Annotated in this window: 12 protein-coding genes; 5 read left to right on the top strand and 7 right to left on the bottom strand. The window is 74.1% G+C overall.

What is annotated here, in order from left to right; genetic code table 11:
* Nucleotides 1-11: 11 nt before the first annotated feature.
* Nucleotides 12-1,328 carry an FAD-dependent monooxygenase gene (locus tag JQT67_RS08710; RefSeq protein WP_208064311.1) on the bottom strand — a complete coding sequence of 439 codons (1,317 nt, stop codon included), beginning with the start codon at nucleotides 1,326-1,328 and terminating at the stop codon, nucleotides 12-14.
* Between the two features lie 57 nt (nucleotides 1,329-1,385).
* On the bottom strand, nucleotides 1,386-1,736 hold the full coding sequence (locus JQT67_RS08705) for a pyrophosphatase (protein ID WP_208064310.1): 351 nt from the start codon (nucleotides 1,734-1,736) through the stop codon (nucleotides 1,386-1,388).
* A gap of 40 nt (nucleotides 1,737-1,776) precedes the next feature.
* Here JQT67_RS08705 and JQT67_RS08700 point away from each other — a divergent pair, with 40 nt between their 5' ends.
* Both JQT67_RS08700 and JQT67_RS08695 read left to right on the top strand, forming a co-directional pair.
* Complete coding sequence (locus tag JQT67_RS08700; protein ID WP_208064309.1) at nucleotides 1,777-2,274, top strand: carbonic anhydrase; 498 nt, start codon at nucleotides 1,777-1,779, stop codon at nucleotides 2,272-2,274.
* Nucleotides 2,275-2,301: 27 nt separating this feature from the next.
* Entirely contained in the window at nucleotides 2,302-3,489 is a 1,188-nt protein-coding gene (locus JQT67_RS08695; protein WP_307864274.1) for an aminotransferase class I/II-fold pyridoxal phosphate-dependent enzyme, read from the top strand.
* Between the two features lie 26 nt (nucleotides 3,490-3,515).
* Here the strand turns inward: JQT67_RS08695 and JQT67_RS08690 are convergent, their stop codons facing one another.
* The gene (locus tag JQT67_RS08690) at nucleotides 3,516-4,463 is read right to left on the bottom strand and encodes a nucleoside hydrolase (RefSeq protein WP_208064308.1); all 948 of its coding nucleotides are present in this window, start codon (nucleotides 4,461-4,463) and stop codon (nucleotides 3,516-3,518) included.
* Nucleotides 4,464-4,526: 63 nt separating this feature from the next.
* Here JQT67_RS08690 and JQT67_RS08685 point away from each other — a divergent pair, with 63 nt between their 5' ends.
* On the top strand, nucleotides 4,527-5,222 hold the full coding sequence (locus JQT67_RS08685; RefSeq protein WP_208064307.1) for a GNAT family N-acetyltransferase: 696 nt from the start codon (nucleotides 4,527-4,529) through the stop codon (nucleotides 5,220-5,222).
* A gap of 11 nt (nucleotides 5,223-5,233) precedes the next feature.
* Here JQT67_RS08685 and JQT67_RS08680 read toward each other — a convergent pair whose 3' ends face one another.
* Together JQT67_RS08680 and JQT67_RS08675 are read right to left on the bottom strand one after the other, a co-directional pair.
* Complete coding sequence (locus JQT67_RS08680; RefSeq protein ID WP_208064306.1) at nucleotides 5,234-5,593, bottom strand: VOC family protein; 360 nt, start codon at nucleotides 5,591-5,593, stop codon at nucleotides 5,234-5,236.
* Nucleotides 5,594-5,632: 39 nt separating this feature from the next.
* Entirely contained in the window at nucleotides 5,633-6,508 is an 876-nt protein-coding gene (locus JQT67_RS08675; protein ID WP_208064305.1) for a CPBP family intramembrane glutamic endopeptidase, read from the bottom strand.
* 118 nt (nucleotides 6,509-6,626) lie between these two features.
* Here JQT67_RS08675 and JQT67_RS08670 point away from each other — a divergent pair, with 118 nt between their 5' ends.
* Both JQT67_RS08670 and JQT67_RS08665 read left to right on the top strand, forming a co-directional pair.
* Nucleotides 6,627-7,538 carry an ABC transporter ATP-binding protein gene (locus JQT67_RS08670; RefSeq protein WP_208064304.1) on the top strand — a complete coding sequence of 304 codons (912 nt, stop codon included), beginning with the start codon at nucleotides 6,627-6,629 and terminating at the stop codon, nucleotides 7,536-7,538.
* Nucleotides 7,535-8,842 (top strand): FtsX-like permease family protein, encoded by a 1,308-nt coding sequence (locus tag JQT67_RS08665; protein WP_208064303.1) that lies wholly within the window; start codon nucleotides 7,535-7,537, stop codon nucleotides 8,840-8,842. Before JQT67_RS08670 ends, JQT67_RS08665 begins: the two co-directional genes overlap by 4 nt.
* 121 nt (nucleotides 8,843-8,963) lie before the next feature.
* Here JQT67_RS08665 and fgd read toward each other — a convergent pair whose 3' ends face one another.
* Nucleotides 8,964-9,956 (bottom strand): glucose-6-phosphate dehydrogenase (coenzyme-F420), encoded by a 993-nt coding sequence (gene fgd / locus JQT67_RS08660; protein ID WP_243755812.1) that lies wholly within the window; start codon nucleotides 9,954-9,956, stop codon nucleotides 8,964-8,966.
* A gap of 30 nt (nucleotides 9,957-9,986) precedes the next feature.
* Nucleotides 9,987-13,556 (bottom strand): proline dehydrogenase family protein, encoded by a 3,570-nt coding sequence (locus tag JQT67_RS08655; protein ID WP_374222124.1) that lies wholly within the window; start codon nucleotides 13,554-13,556, stop codon nucleotides 9,987-9,989.
* Nucleotides 13,557-14,215: the final 659 nt, after the last annotated feature.

Raw genomic sequence — 14,215 nt, 5'->3', positions numbered from 1 at the left:
CGCGGCTCGTGTCAGCGCTTCGCGCGCGGGCTGCGCCAGTGCAGCATCCAGTCGCCGGCGATCTCGGCGAGCATCGCGGGCATGAGGTTGTAGGCGCCGTTGCGGGCCGCGACGAGCACCGGGCTGCGCGTCTCGGTCGTCGTGTGCGCGAGGCGGTGCGAGAGCTGCTTGAAGCGGTCGGTGCGGCGGATGCGCTCGCTGTCGTAGGCGCGGAGGGCCTGCTCGAGCGGGTGGTCGGCGAGCAGGATGCCGAGCGTCGCGGCATCCTCGAACGTCAGGTTGCCGCCCTGCCCGAGGGTCGGGAGCATCGCGTGCGCCGCGTCGCCGAGCAGCACGACGCCCGGGCGGTGGAAGGTCTTCAGCGGCGTCGCGAGCCAGTGCAGGTCGCGGCGGGTGATCGACGCCTGCGGGGTCGCGGCGATGTGGTCGCGCACCTCCGGCGCCCAGGCGTCGAAGCGCTCTCGCGCCGCCTCGAGCTCGTCGGGCGCGTGCCCGCCCATCCGGGCGTGCGCCATGCCCCACCAGTAGACGCGGCCGCCGTCGATCGGCACCATGCCGAACTCGGCGCCGCGCCCGAGGTACTGGCGGGCGCCGGCGGGCGAGTCGGACTCCGCCTGCAGCACGCCGTACCAGCAGGTCGCGCCCGAGTAGTCGGTCGCGGCCTTCGGCCAGAGCGCCTTCCGCACGGCGGAGTCGATGCCGTCGGCACCGATGATCAGGTCGGCCTCGAGCGTCTCGAAGCGGCCCTCGGCGGCGGATCGCACCTGCTGCTTCGTCGCGCGACGCTCGGCGCGGCGGTCGATCGGCTCGTCGCCAGGCTCGAGCGCGCGCTGCAGCCGGCGGCCGACCTTGATGCCGAGCGAGCGGTCGGCGCGCGCCTGCCGCTCCGAGCGCGCGTCCCGCGAGTCGGGGTCGGCGGCGCCGTGCTCGATCGTGACGCTCGGGCGGCCGCTCGACGCATCGGCGGCGCCGACGACGCGCATGCCGGTCTCGACCTCGCGATCGCCGCGCAGGATCTCGAGCAGCGTCCCCCGGTGGATCGCGTGCACGGCGCTCGACTCGTGGGCGAAGCCCTGCTGCAGGCGCGAGCCCTGATCGGTGAAGACGCCCTCGGGCCGAGCCTTGACCGCGCGCTCGCGCACCGCGTCCCCCACCCCGAGCTCGTCGAGCGCCTCGAGGCCGTTGCTCGTGATGCTGATGCCCGCGCCCATGGCCCGCACCTCGGGCGCGGCCTCGAGCACCCGCACGTGCCAGCCGGCGGTCTCGAGGGCGCGCGCGGCCGCGAGGCCGCCGAGTCCGGCACCGACGATGATGGCGGTCTGCGTCATGGCGGCAGGCTATCGGGGCGACCTCACCGGCGGCACCATGGCCGACGGGAGCAGGGCTCAGTCCCGCTCGGGCGCGTCCGCCTCGCCGGCGCGCTGCGAGACGCGCCGATCCCAGACGAGCCACTTGTCGTCGATCGCCCGCTCGATGTCGACCCCCGTGGCCTCCGCGAGCGCGAGCAGCATGCCCACCGCATCCGCGAGCTCGAGCGCGAAGCGGCGGTCGATCTCCTCGGGGCTGTGGCCCTTGTCGCGCTGCCGGCCGGTCTTTGCGAGCCACGCCTGCACGAGCTCGCCGACCTCCTCCTGCAGCTTGAGCACGAGCCAGTCGGCGTTGCGCTCGAAGCCGTAGACCTCGGCGTAGCGGCGCGAGATCGCGTCGATCTGCTGGGCGAGCGCGCGGATCTCCATGCGCGCAATGGTGGCACGCGGAGGGCGTAGATTCAGACGCATGCCTTCGTCCTTCGATGACCTGCTCGAGCACAACCGCGCCTTCGCCGAGACCTTCGCCCTGCAGGGCTTCGACGGCGTCGCCAAGGCGGGTGTCGCGATGGTCACGTGCATGGACTCGCGCATCGACCCGCTCGGCATGATCGGGCTCGTCCCGGGCGACGCGAAGATCCTGCGCAACCCGGGCGGCCGCGCGACCGAGCGCACGCTCGTCGCGCTCGTGCTCGGCGTGAACCTCCTCGGCGTGAAGCGCATCATGCTCGTGCAGCACACGCGCTGCGCGATGGCGTCGAAGTCGGAGCGCGAGCTGCTCATGGACATCTCCGAGGCCGCGGGCGTCGACGCGTCGTGGCTCGACCTCGGCGCGATCGAGCAGCAGCGGCTCTCGGTCATCGAGGACGTGCACCGCGTGCGCTCGCACCCGCTCATCGGCGAGCGCGCCGAGGTCGGCGGCTTCCTCTACGACGTCGACACGGGCCTGCTCGAGCAGGTCGCCTGACTCGGGCGCATCCATCAGGATGGGGTCGTGGTGAACCCCTTCGAGCAGGTGCCCCTCGACCGGCTGCGCGAGCGCACGAGCATCAAGTGGCGCTTCTTCGAGCCCGACGTGCTGCCCATGTGGGTCGCCGAGATGGACGTCGTGCCGGCCGAGCCCATCACGCGCGCCGTGCACGACGCGATGCTGCGGGGCGACACCGGCTACCTGCACGGCACGGGGTACGCGGATGCGTTCGCGGGCTTCGCGGCGGAGCGCTGGGGCGCCGAGGTGGTCGTCGAGCGCACCGCGCTCGTGAGCGACGTCATGATGGGCGCGTTCGAGCTCATCCGGCAGCTCACGCCGCCCGGTGGCACCGTGATCGTCAACAGCCCCGTCTACCCGCCCTTCCACGCCTACTCGGTGCACGCCGAGCGGCAGGTCGTCGAGGCGCCGCTCGGCGACGACCTGCGGCTCGACCTCGACGCGCTCGAGGCCGTGTGCGAGCGGGTCGGCGGCACCGCGCCCGACGGGCGGAGCCGCGCGGTGCTGCTGCTGTGCAACCCGCAGAACCCGACCGGCACGGTGCACTCCCGCGTCGAGCTCGAACGCGTCGCCGCGATCGCCGATCGGCACGGCGTGCGCGTCGTCTCCGACGAGATCCACGCGCCGCTGCTCTTCGACGCGACCTTCACGCCGTACTGGACCGTCGACCCGCGCGGCTTCTCGCTCTCGAGCGCCTCGAAGGCGTTCAACCTCGCGGGCCTCCGCACCGCGCTCATCGTCGGCGGCGCCGAGACGGCCGACGATCTCGCCTCCATCGCCGAGGTCGTGAGCCACGGGCCCTCGCACCTCGCGTCGATCGCCCACGTCGCCGCGTTCGCCGAGAGCGGCGCGTGGCTCGACGCGGTGCTCGACGGCTTGCGCGAGAACCGCGCGCTGCTCGGGCGGCTGCTCGCCGAGCACGCGCCGTCGATCCGCTGGCAGCCGGGCGAGGCGACGTTCCTCGCGTGGCTCGACTGCCGCGAGTCGCGCGTCGCAGACCCCGCGGCGCGCCCCGACCCGGGCTACATCGGGCTCTCGAGCGGGCCGGCGAAGGCGTTCCTCGAGCAGGCGCGCGTCGGGCTCAGCGCCGGCGAGGCGTTCGGCACCGGCGGCGCGAACCACGTGCGCTTCAACCTCGGCACGCGCCCCGACGTCATCGAGGAGGCGGTCCGCCGCATGGGCGCCATCGCCTGAGCGGCCCCCGCCGGAGGGAGCGGCGCCTACGGCGCGGCGGCGAGCAGCTCGACCATGCGGTCCTCGAAGCCCGGCTCGACCTCCATCACGACGCGGTGGCGCGCGCCCTCGCGCTCGGGCCACTCGCCCCACGCGCCCTCGAGCTCGGCGACGGTGCGGCCGCGCGCGGGCCCGTCCGAGCAGTCGACGTGCACGTCGACGATCGGAGAGAGCGTCGTCCGCACGAGCCCGGTCGCGACCGCGAGCGCGAGCGCGTCGTGGTTGCCCGAAGCGCGCTCGCCCGTGTAGCCCTCGTAGTAGTCGAGGTAGAAGTCGAGGATCCGGTCGCAGAAGCGCCCGACCTCGCCACCCGCGCGGAGCCGCTCGCGGTGCGCGTCGGTGATGAGCGACGTCATGGTCACGTCGAGGCCGACCATCGTCAGCTCCCACGGCGCGTCGAAGACGACCTGCGCAGCCTCCGGGTCGTGCCAGATGTTGGCCTCGGCGGTCTCCGAGACGTTGCCGGGCGCGAGCGCCGCGCCGCCCATGATCGTCACCTGGCGGATGCGCTCGGGCAGCTCGGGATCGGCGTCGAGCGCGGCCGCGAGGTTCGTGAGCGGCCCGACGGCGACGATCTCGAGGCTCCCGGCGTGCTCGTGGCTGAGCCGCAGGATGAGCTCGACCGCGCTCTCGCTCGCGAGGTCCGGCACGTGTGCCGTGTCGGCGCATCCGCCGAGGCCGTCCTCGCCGTGCACCTGCGGCGAGAAGACCGCGCGCGAGCCGTTCCGCGGACCGGCGGCGCCGACCGCGACCGGCACGTCGCCATGCCCCGCGAGCCGCAGCACCTCGGAGGTGTTGCGGGCGCCCTGCTCGACGTCGACGTTCCCCCAGACGACGGAGCAGCCGACGAGGTCGATCTCGTTCGAGAGCGCGGCGGTGAGGATGGCGAGGGCGTCGTCGATGCCCGTGTCGACGTCGAGGAGCACGGTGGTCACCGCTCGAGCCTAGGGCGGGCGAGCCTCCCCCGCGGCCGTCTGGCGCGAGCGAGACTGGAGCTGATGACACAGATGTCGGATGCGTCGCACCTGCACCGCACGTCGCTGGCGGCCGCGTGGGCGGAGGCGCTCGGCACCGCGCCCGGCGCCTTCGACGTCGAGCCGCGCACCCTCGTCCGCCGCGACGACCTCGACGCGGTGATCGTCGTCGAGCTCGGGGACGCGATGGTCGTGGCCGCGCCGTCGGCGGCGCTCGCGGCGCTCGCGGCTCTGGATCGCGCAGCGCTCCTCGATGCGACGGCGCTCGCCGCGGCGCTCCCGGGCTCGCGGCCGCTCGGCTCGGCGCACCTGCTCATCGCCGAGGCGCGCCCGCCGGACCCGGCGCATCCCGTCGACGCGGCGGACGATCGCGACGTGCGGCTCGTGCGCGAGTCCGTGGCGGAGGACGAGTGGGACGAGTCGGGCGTCGAGCCGATGGAGCTGCGCTGGTCGGTGCGCCTCGACGGCCGGCCGGTCGCGATCGCCGGCTTCGAGCCATGGCGATCGCGGCTCGCGCACATCGGCGTCGTCGCCGCGAGCGCGGAGCGCGGTCGCGGCTTCGCGGCCTCGGCGGCGACGGGGGCGGTGCTCGCGGCGCTCGACGCGGGACTCGTGCCGCAGTGGCGATGCCGAGTCGGGCACACCGCATCGCTGCGGCTCGCCGAGCGGCTCGGCTTCGCGCGCGCCGGCACCCAGGCGGCGGTCGCGCTGCCCGCCTGACCCCTGCGCGACTACTCGACGCAGAGGCAGAACGGGTGCCCGGCCGGGTCGAGCATGACCCGGAAGGTCTCCCCCGGCTGGTGCTCGTGCACCGTCGCCCCGAGCTCCTCGACCGCCGCTTGCGCCTCGTCGAGGTCGGCGACCGAGACGTCGAGGTGCATCTGCTGCGGGTGCTCCTGCCCCGGCCAGTCCGGCGCCGCGTACTGCTCGACCTGCTGGAAGCAGATCATCTGGCCGTAGTCGGCCTTGATCTCGACCCAGTCGTCACTCTCGTCGACGATGGGCCAGTCGAGCATCGCGCCGTAGAAGCGCGCGAGTGCGAGCGCATCCGGGCAGTCGATCACGAGGGTGGGGAAGCTTGCGATGGCCATGCGCGCGAGGCTACGCGCCGCTGCCCACGCGCACCAGGCCTAGAACCCGTGGACGAGGGGGAAGATCGGCAGCGCCTCGGGGTGGTGCGCGTGCACGATCACGAGGAAGACGACCGCGTCGAACAGCAAGTGCACCGTGACGACGTAGAGGAGGTTCTTCGTCCACGAGAAGATCGCGCCCTGCACGAGCGCGAACGGGATCGTCAGGAGCGGCCCCCACGACTGGTAGCCGAGCTCCCACAGGAACGAGACGAAGATGCCCGCCTGCAGGATGTTCGCGAGCCACGGCCGGAAGTGGCGCATGAGGAGCGTGTAGACGGTGCAGATGAAGAAGAGCTCGTCCCACAGCCCCACGGCGTTCACGCCCATGAAGAGCCGCGCGATCATGTCCCACTCCTCGACCGCGGGCCAGTTGCGGTAGACGCCCGAGGTGAGGAAGTAGAAGGGCAGGATGAGGTAGGCCGCGAGCACGACGACGACGATGTACGTCCACATGCGGCGCGTCCAGCGGCCGCCGGCCCACGGGAAGCGCACCGCGTGGTCGCGGTAGAGCCAGCGCGAGATCGAGTACGGGATGAGCACCGCGCCGCCGAGCGCGATCGTGAAGCGCAGGATCCCGGCGTCCGACAGGTCGGCGTGCAGCGAGATGAAGCTGATCCACGTGAGCGCGATCGCGATGATCGCGAGGTCCTGCCCGAGCTTGCGCGACAGCCCCGCCCGGTCGGTCAGGATGCCGCCCGCGACGCCGAGCACGAGCGGCAGGTAGCCCCAATCGGTCAGCGCCCAGAAGAGCAGCACAGCGGCGCTCGTGACGAGCGCGGCGGGGATGATGGCGAGCGGATGCGTCGTCGTGCCCTCGGCGGCGACCGTCGGTCGGGCGCGGCTCGCGGCGGGCGTCGCTCGATCGGTCGTCACCGCATCAGCCTACGGAAGGCGACCCGGCTCATCCGCTTGGATGATCCTCGTCCCCCGGTCGATGCAAAGGCGGCGGACGCGCTCGCCCGGCCCGGGTGCCGGGTGCTCCGATGGATCCATGCACACGAACCGACTCGAAGCCATCGGGCTCACCCACACCTACGGTCAGGGCAACGCGGCGGCGCCGGCGCTCGCCGATGTCTCGCTCACGATCGGCGCCGACGGACCGGAGGCGGTCGCGATCATGGGCCCCTCGGGCTCGGGCAAGTCGACCCTCCTGCACGTGCTCGCCGGCATCGTCGCCCCCGCCTCTGGCCGCGTCGCCTGGCGCGGCCGCGATCTCGCGTCGATGCGCGACGGGGAGCGCACGAAGCTGCGCCGCAGCGACTTCGGCTTCGTCTTCCAGTCGGGCCAGCTGCTGCCCGAGCTGCCCGCGATCGAGAACGTCGCGCTGCCGCTCATGCTCGGCGGCACGGCTCGCACGGGCGCCGAGGCGGCGGCCGGCACGCTCCTGCACCGGCTCGGCCTCGGCGAGATGCTCGGCCGGCGGCCCGGCGAGCTCTCGGGCGGCCAGGCGCAGCGCGTCGCGATCGCCCGCGCGCTCGTCGGCTCCCCCGGCATCGTCTTCGCCGACGAGCCGACCGGCGCGCTCGACCGCTCGACGGGCGACGCGGTCATGAGCCTGCTCATCGGCGCGACGCTCGGCCACGGCGCCTCGCTCGTCGTCGTCACGCACGACCCCGAGATCGCCGCGATGTGCTCGCGCGTCGTGCGCCTGCAGGACGGCCGCATCGTGAGCGACGAGCGCCGCTCGGACGAGCGGGCGGATGCCGTCCCGGCGACCGCGCACGCGGCACCGTCGGGTGCCGCACCGGTCGGCACCGCACCGTCGTACGCGCTGCCGGGCACCGCATCCGCCCCCATGCCGCTGCCCCAGCACCCGTCCTACGGCGCCGCGCGCTCCGAGGCGCACGTGCCGAACCCGCTGCGCGACGCCGTGCAGCAGTCGTGGATCGAGGCCTCGCGATGACCGCCCTCCTCCTGTGGGTGCGGCTCGCCCGCGCCACCGGTCCCCGCGCGACCGACGTGCTGAGCGCGATCGCCTTCGCGTTCGCGACCGCTGCCCTGCTCGCGGTGCTCGGCGGCGTGAACGCCTTCCAGGTGCGGCTCGACGAGGGCCGGGTCGACCCGTTCGACGGCGAGCTCATCGTCACGCTCGCGCTCGTGGCGGCGGCGCTGCTGCTGCCGGCCGTCTGGACGCTCGCGCAGGCCGCCGTGCGGCTCGCGCTCGCTCGCCGCGACGACCGGCTCGCGGCGCTGCGGCTCGCGGGGGCCACGCGCGGCCAGGTCTCGACGATGGCGGTGCTCGACGCGGTCGCGCAAGCGCTCGTCGGGGTCGTCGTCGGCGCGATGCTCGCGCTCGCCGTGACGCCCGGCATCGCCCGCATCGAGTTCCAGGGGCTGCCGTTCACGGTCGCCGAGCTGCTGCCGCCCGCGTGGGTGTGGCTCGCTGCCGCCGCGGCGGTCGTGCTGACGGCGCTCGGCGCGGCGCTCGCCTCGCTGCGGCGCGTGCACGTCACGCCGCTCGGCGTCGCGCAGCGCGTGGGCCGGAAGCGGCTCTCGCTCTGGCGGGCGGCGGGCTTCGCCGCGGCGGCCGTCGCCTACGCTGCCGTCGTCGGGCTCGAGCTCATCCCCGCGGGCCAGTCGGTGACGGTCGCGCTCATCGCGGTCCTCGTGCTCGCCTACTCGCTCATCGGGCCGCTGCTCATCCAGCTCGTCGCGCGGATCGTGGCGAGGGCGGCCCGGCGACCCGCGACGCTGCTCGCCGCGCGGCGCGTGATCGACGACCCCCGCGGCGCGTTCAACATCGTGGGCGCGATGTCGATCGCCGTGATGGCGGGCGGCTTCGGCTCGCTCGCGCCCGCGCTCGCCGCGCCCGGAGACTCGTTCGCGGTCGACATCGCGACCGGCGCGTCGCTCACGATCGCGATCGCCGCGGTGCTCGGCGCCGTGCTCGCGGGCATCGCCCAGTCGGCGAAGGTGCTCGACCAGCGCCGCGAGCACCAGGCGATGCACCGCATGGGCGTCGAGCTGCCCGTCATGCGCGCCGCGCTCGTGCGCCAGGTCACGCTGCCGCTCATCGTCGGCGTCGGCGGCGCGGCCGGGGTCGCGCTGCTCCTCATCATGCCCGCCTTCGCGTTCTGGTGGTCGCACCCGGGCTCGGTCGTCACGTGGGCGCTGCTCGCGATCGGGGCGGTCGCGGTGACGCTCGGCGCGACGGCCGCGGCGCTCCCGCTCGTGAAGCGCGTCGCGACCGCGAGCACCGCCGCCTGAGCGGCTGCGCCCGCCGCCTGAGCGGCTGCGCCCGCCGCCCAAGCGAGCAGGACTCAACCGGATAGCCGGTCGGGCGAGACGATATCCGTCGCGCCCCTCCGGCTATCCGGTTGAAGATCGCTCAGCGGGCGGGCAGGAGCGGCAGCACGTCCTCGGCGAACTGCTCGAGGAAGCGCCGCTGGTCGTGCCCCGGCCCGTGGAAGACCAGGTGGGTGAAGCCGAGCTCCGCGTAGTGGGCGATCTCGTCCGCGACCCGGGACGCATCCGACCCGACGATCCAGCGCTTCGCGACCTGCTCGATCGGCAGCTCGTCGGCGAGCCGCTGCATCTCGAGCGGGTCGTGCACGTCGTGCTTCTGCTCCTGCGTGAGCGAGAGCGCCGCCCAGAAGCGCGTGTGCTCGAGCGCCGCGTCGGGGTCGCGGTCGTACGAGACCTTGATCTCGATCATCCGGTCGACCTCCGCCGAGTCGCGCTCGGCCTGCGCGAGGCCCTCCTCGAGCGAGGCGACGATCGTGTCGCGGTAGTACTCGTCGCCCTTCCCGGACGTGCAGATGTGGCCGTCGGCGAAGCGAGCGGCGTAGCGCGTGGTGGCGGGGCCGCCGCCGGCGACGTAGATGGGGATGCGCTCCGCCGGCCGGTCGTAGATCGTCGCGCCGTTGAGCGAGTAGTAGTCGCCCTCGAAGTCGACGCGCTCGTCGGTCCAGAGCCGCTTCAGCACCCGGACCGCCTCGCGCAGCCGCGCGAACCGCTCCTTGAGCTCGGGGTACTCGACGCCGATCGCCTGCTCGTTGAGCGCCTCGCCGGTGCCGACGCCGAGGATGAGCCGCCTCGGGTGCACCTGCCCGAGCGTCGCGAACTGCTGCGCGACGACCGCCGGGTGGTAGCGCAGCGTCGGCGTGAGCACCGAGGTGCCGAGCACGATGCGCTCGGTGCGCTCGAGCGCCATGCCGAGCCACGCGACGGCGTTCGGGGCGTGGCCGCCCTCGTGCCGCCACGGCTGCAGGTGGTCGCTGATGAACGCGCTGTCGAGCCCGACCCGCTCGGCGAGCGCGACGAGGTCGAGCAGCTCGGCGGGCGAGAACTGCTCGGCGCTGGCCTTGTATCCGTACCGCATGGGAGTCAGTCAACCAGCCCCGGGGCGGTCTCAGACCGGCAGCTCGAGCATCGCCCGGTCGGGCGTGCCGAAGCGGTGCGCCGTGATCGACACCGCTTGCTCGCGCAGGAACGGCAGCAGCTCGACGCGACCCTCGCGCGTGACCGGCCCGTCGTAGACGGCGACCGAGACGTCGCCCGCGAGCGCCTCCCGCACCCCCGGGTCGGTCCCCACGAGGCGGATGCGTCGCACGGGCTCCGAGGGACGATCGAGGCCGAGCACGTCGTCGCGCTCCACCGGGGCGAGCGCCTCGCGCGAGCGCAGCCGCGCGTGGAACTCGGCGTCGGTCTCCTCGACGACCTCGCGCAGGCGCAGCGCCGGCAGCGGCCGCCGCGCGAGCTTCACGACGCCCGCCGGCACCTCGACCGCCGACGAGATGCGCACGGCCGAGCGAGCGCGCGCGGCGGCGGCGAGCAGCCGCACGAGGTCGACGACGCGGCCGTCCTCGGCGACGCGGATGAGCACCTCGGCCGGCCGGTAGCGCAGCACGTTGCGCTCGACGCCGAGGCCCGAGACGTCCTGCGAGACGCCGAAGTGCGCCTTCCAGCGCGCCTGGTCGCTCTTGGCACCGGCGCGGACGGCGTCGAACTCGACGAAGTCGAGCGCGGGCGTCGCGGCCTCGATGACCTCGGCGACGCGCTTGTCGAGCCCCTTGAGCTGCACCGACGCCTTCGGCTCGGTGTGCACGGGCTCCCAGTCGACGAGCGTCGCGAGGTAGTTCGGGCCGCCGGCCTTCGCGCCGGGGCCGACCTGCGAGCGCTTCCAGCCGCCGAAGGGCTGCCGCCGCACGATCGCGCCGGTGATGCCCCGGTTGACGTAGAGGTTGCCCGCCTCGACCTCGTCGAGCCAGTGCGCGACCTCCTCGGGGTCGAGCGAGTGGATGCCGGCGGTGAGGCCGAAGCCGGTGGCATTCTGCACCTCGATCGCCTCCTCGAGCGAGTCGACCTCGATGAGCGAGAGGTGCGGGCCGAAGAGCTCGGTGACGTGCGAGAACGTGCCGGGGAGCACCGCATCGCGGATCCCGGGCGACCAGAGCCGACCCGACGCATCCAGCCGCCTCGGCTCGAGCAGCCACTCCTCCCCGTCCTCGAGGGTCGTGAGCGCGCGCAGCAGGTCGCCGCTCGCCGGCTCGATGAGCGGGCCGACGTGGGTGCGGGCGTCGAGCGGCGAGCCGACTCGGAGCGTCGTCGCGGCGTCGACGAGCTGGCGCCGGAAGCGCTCGCTGTCGCCGACGGTGTCGACGAGGATCGCGACCGACGCGGCCGAGCACTTCTGGCCCGCGTGCAGGAAGGCGCTGCGCACGATGTCGGCGACGGCGAGGTCGAAGTCGGCCGAGGGTGTGACGACGATCGCGTTCTTGCCGCTCGTCTCGGCGAGCAGCGGCAGGTCGGCGCGCCAGGTCGTGAAGCGCTCCGCGGTCTCGGTCGAGCCGGTGAGGATGACGCGGCCGACCGCGGGGTGGGCGACGAGGCGCTCGGAGAGCTCGCCCTCCTCGACGTCGCACAGCAGCAGCACGTCGCGCGGCACGCCCGCCTCCCAGAGCGCCTCGGCGAGCACGGCCGCCGAGCGCCGCGCTTGCGGCGCGGGCTTGAGGATGACCGCCGAGCCCGTCGCGAGCGCCGCGGTCACCCCGCCGCACGCGATCGCGACCGGGAAGTTCCACGGCGGGGTGACGACCGTGAGCGCGACCGGCCGCGGGATCGCGCCCTCGACGCGCTCGAGCTCGATCGCCTGCTCGGCGTAGTAGCGGGCGAAGTCGATCGCCTCCGACACCTCGGGGTCGGCCTCGCCGATCGTCTTGCCGGTCTCGGCCATCATGATCTCGATGAGGCGGCCGCGGTAGACGCCGAGCGCCGTGCCCGCGTCGCGCAGGATCTCGGCCCTCCGCGCGGCACCGAGCCCGGCCCATCCGCTCGCCGCTTGCGCCGCCCGGTCGATGCGCCGCTCGAGCGTCGGCCAGTCGTCGATGCGGTTCATCTCGAGCGTGCGGAGGCCCAGCTGGGTCTCGCCGGCGCGCTGCACGAGCTGCCTGGCCCAGTCGCGGTTGGCCGGCAGCGACGGGTCGGTGTCGGGCTCGTTGGCGAAGCCCTCCGGATGCGTCACCGAGACCGCGAGGTCGCCCCGGCGGTCCTGGGTGCGGTTGGGGCGCGGCTCGCCCGCCGCGTCGTCGGCGCGCAGCAGCTCGATCGACGCGAGGAAGCGGTCGCGCTCCTGCTGGAAGACGGCAGGGTCGGCGAGGTCGAACATGCTCGACATGAAGTTCTCGCCCGCCGCGTTCTCCTCGAGTCGGCGGATGAGGTAGGCGACGGCGGCGTCGAACTGGTCGGGCCGCACGACGGGCGTGTAGAGCACGAGGTTCGGGAAGACCTCGCGCACGGCGTCGCGGTGCTCGGCGGCCATGCCGAGCAGCATCTCGGCGTCGACGCGCTGGTGGGTGCCGTGGTGGCGCGCGAGCTCGGCGGCGTAGGCGAGGTCGAAGAGGTTGTGGCTCGCGACGCCGAGGCGCACGGCGAACGCGTTGTCGGGCAGGAGCGCCTCGCGCAGCACGCGCTTGAAGTTGGCGTCGCTCGCGGCCTTCGAGCCGACGACCGCGAGCGGCCAGCCGTGGATGGCGGCGTCGACGCGCTCCATCGCGAGGTTCGCGCCCTTCACGAGCCGCACCTTGATGCCGGCGCCGCCGCTCGCGCGGCGCTCCTTCGCGAACGCGGCGAGCCGCCGGTAGGCGCAGAGCGCGTCGGGCCGGTAGGCCTGCAGCACGACGCCGGCGTCGACGCCGCGCAGCTCGGGGCGCGAGAGGAGGCGCTCGAAGACCGCGAGCGTCAGGTCGAGGTCGCGGTACTCCTCCATGTCGAGGTTGATGAACTTCGGCGGGGTCGACTCCGCGGCGAGGCGGTAGAGCGGCAGCAGTCGCTCGACCACGAGCTCGACCGTCTCGTCGAAGGCCCACGGCTGCAGCTGCGGCGCGATCGCCGAGACCTTGATCGAGACGTAGTCGACGTCGTCGCGGCGCAGCAGCTCCATCGTGCCCTCGAGCCGGCTCGCCGCCTCCTCCTCGCCGAGCACCGCCTCGCCGAGCAGGTTGACGTTGACGCGCGTGCCGTCCTCGCGCAGCTTCGCGAGCGGCTTCGCGAGCTTCGAGGGGGATGCGTCGATCACGAGGTGCGAGACCATGTCGCGCATCGCGCGCTTCACGACTGGGATGACGAGCTTCGGCACGACGATGCCGAAGCCGCCGCCCGCGGTGATGCCGAGCTTGAGGTACCAGTCGAGGAAGCCGGGGATCTCGCGGCTGAGCGCCTCGAAGTTGCGCGCGCCGACCTTCGGATCCTCTGGGCGGATGACCTTGTCGACGAAGCCGATCGCGAAGTCGAGGCCCGCGGGGTCCTGCAGCAGTCCCGCGAGCCGCTCGGCCGACTTGTCCTGCTTGTCGCTCGCGGGCCGGTCGAGCCAGCCGCGCACGCGCTCGATCGCGGCGAGCGCGAAGGGGTCGTCGCTCTTCGCCTCCGTGAGCTCGACCGGGGCCGGTGCGGCGCGGCGCTCGGGTGCCGCGGGGTTGGCGATCGCGGTCGGCTCAGGGTCGCGGACGATCGCCGGCGACGCGGGCGCGGCCTCGGCGGGCTGCTCGGGCGGGGCGGGCGGGGCAGCGGCGGGCGCCTTCGACTCGGTCGGCGCGACCGGCGCCGTCACCGCGGCGGCGATCGGCGCGGCAGCCCCGGGAGCGACCGCCGTGGGGGTCGCCGCGGCGGCGGCCGCAGCGATGCGCTCGACGGGCGCCGCCGGCGCGTCCTGCGCCGTGGGGGCCTTGGGCGCCTCGGCGACCGGCGGCGCTGCGGCGGGCGGCCCATCGCTCGAGCCCTCGCGGGCGCGTCGCTCGGCCTCCGCCTTCGCGGCCGCACGTGCCGAGACGGCGGCGGCGAGACCGCGGATGCGCGGCTGGTCCTGCTCGGGGAGCACGGGGTTGGCGATCACCGGGTTCGCGGTCGCCGGATCGGGCAGCACGGGCGCCGGATCCTCGGGCGCCACCGCGTCGCCGAGCGGCTGCAGCGGCTCGTGCACGTCGCCGTGCTGCTCGTCGAGGATCTCGGGCTCGGCGTCCTCTGCGGCCTCCGCCTGGGCCGCCTGCTCGCGCAGCTCGCGCCGCGACGGCGTCCGCGCGGCGAAGGGGTCGTCGGCCGGCTGCTCGGCGTCGACCGGCTCGAGCGACTCGCCCACGGCGGCTG

Source organism: Agrococcus sp. TF02-05 (assembly GCF_017565345.1).
In the GTDB taxonomy this organism is placed as follows: Bacteria; Actinomycetota; Actinomycetes; order Actinomycetales; family Microbacteriaceae; genus Agrococcus; species Agrococcus pavilionensis.
This window is presented reverse-complemented; position numbering and strand designations above follow the sequence as displayed.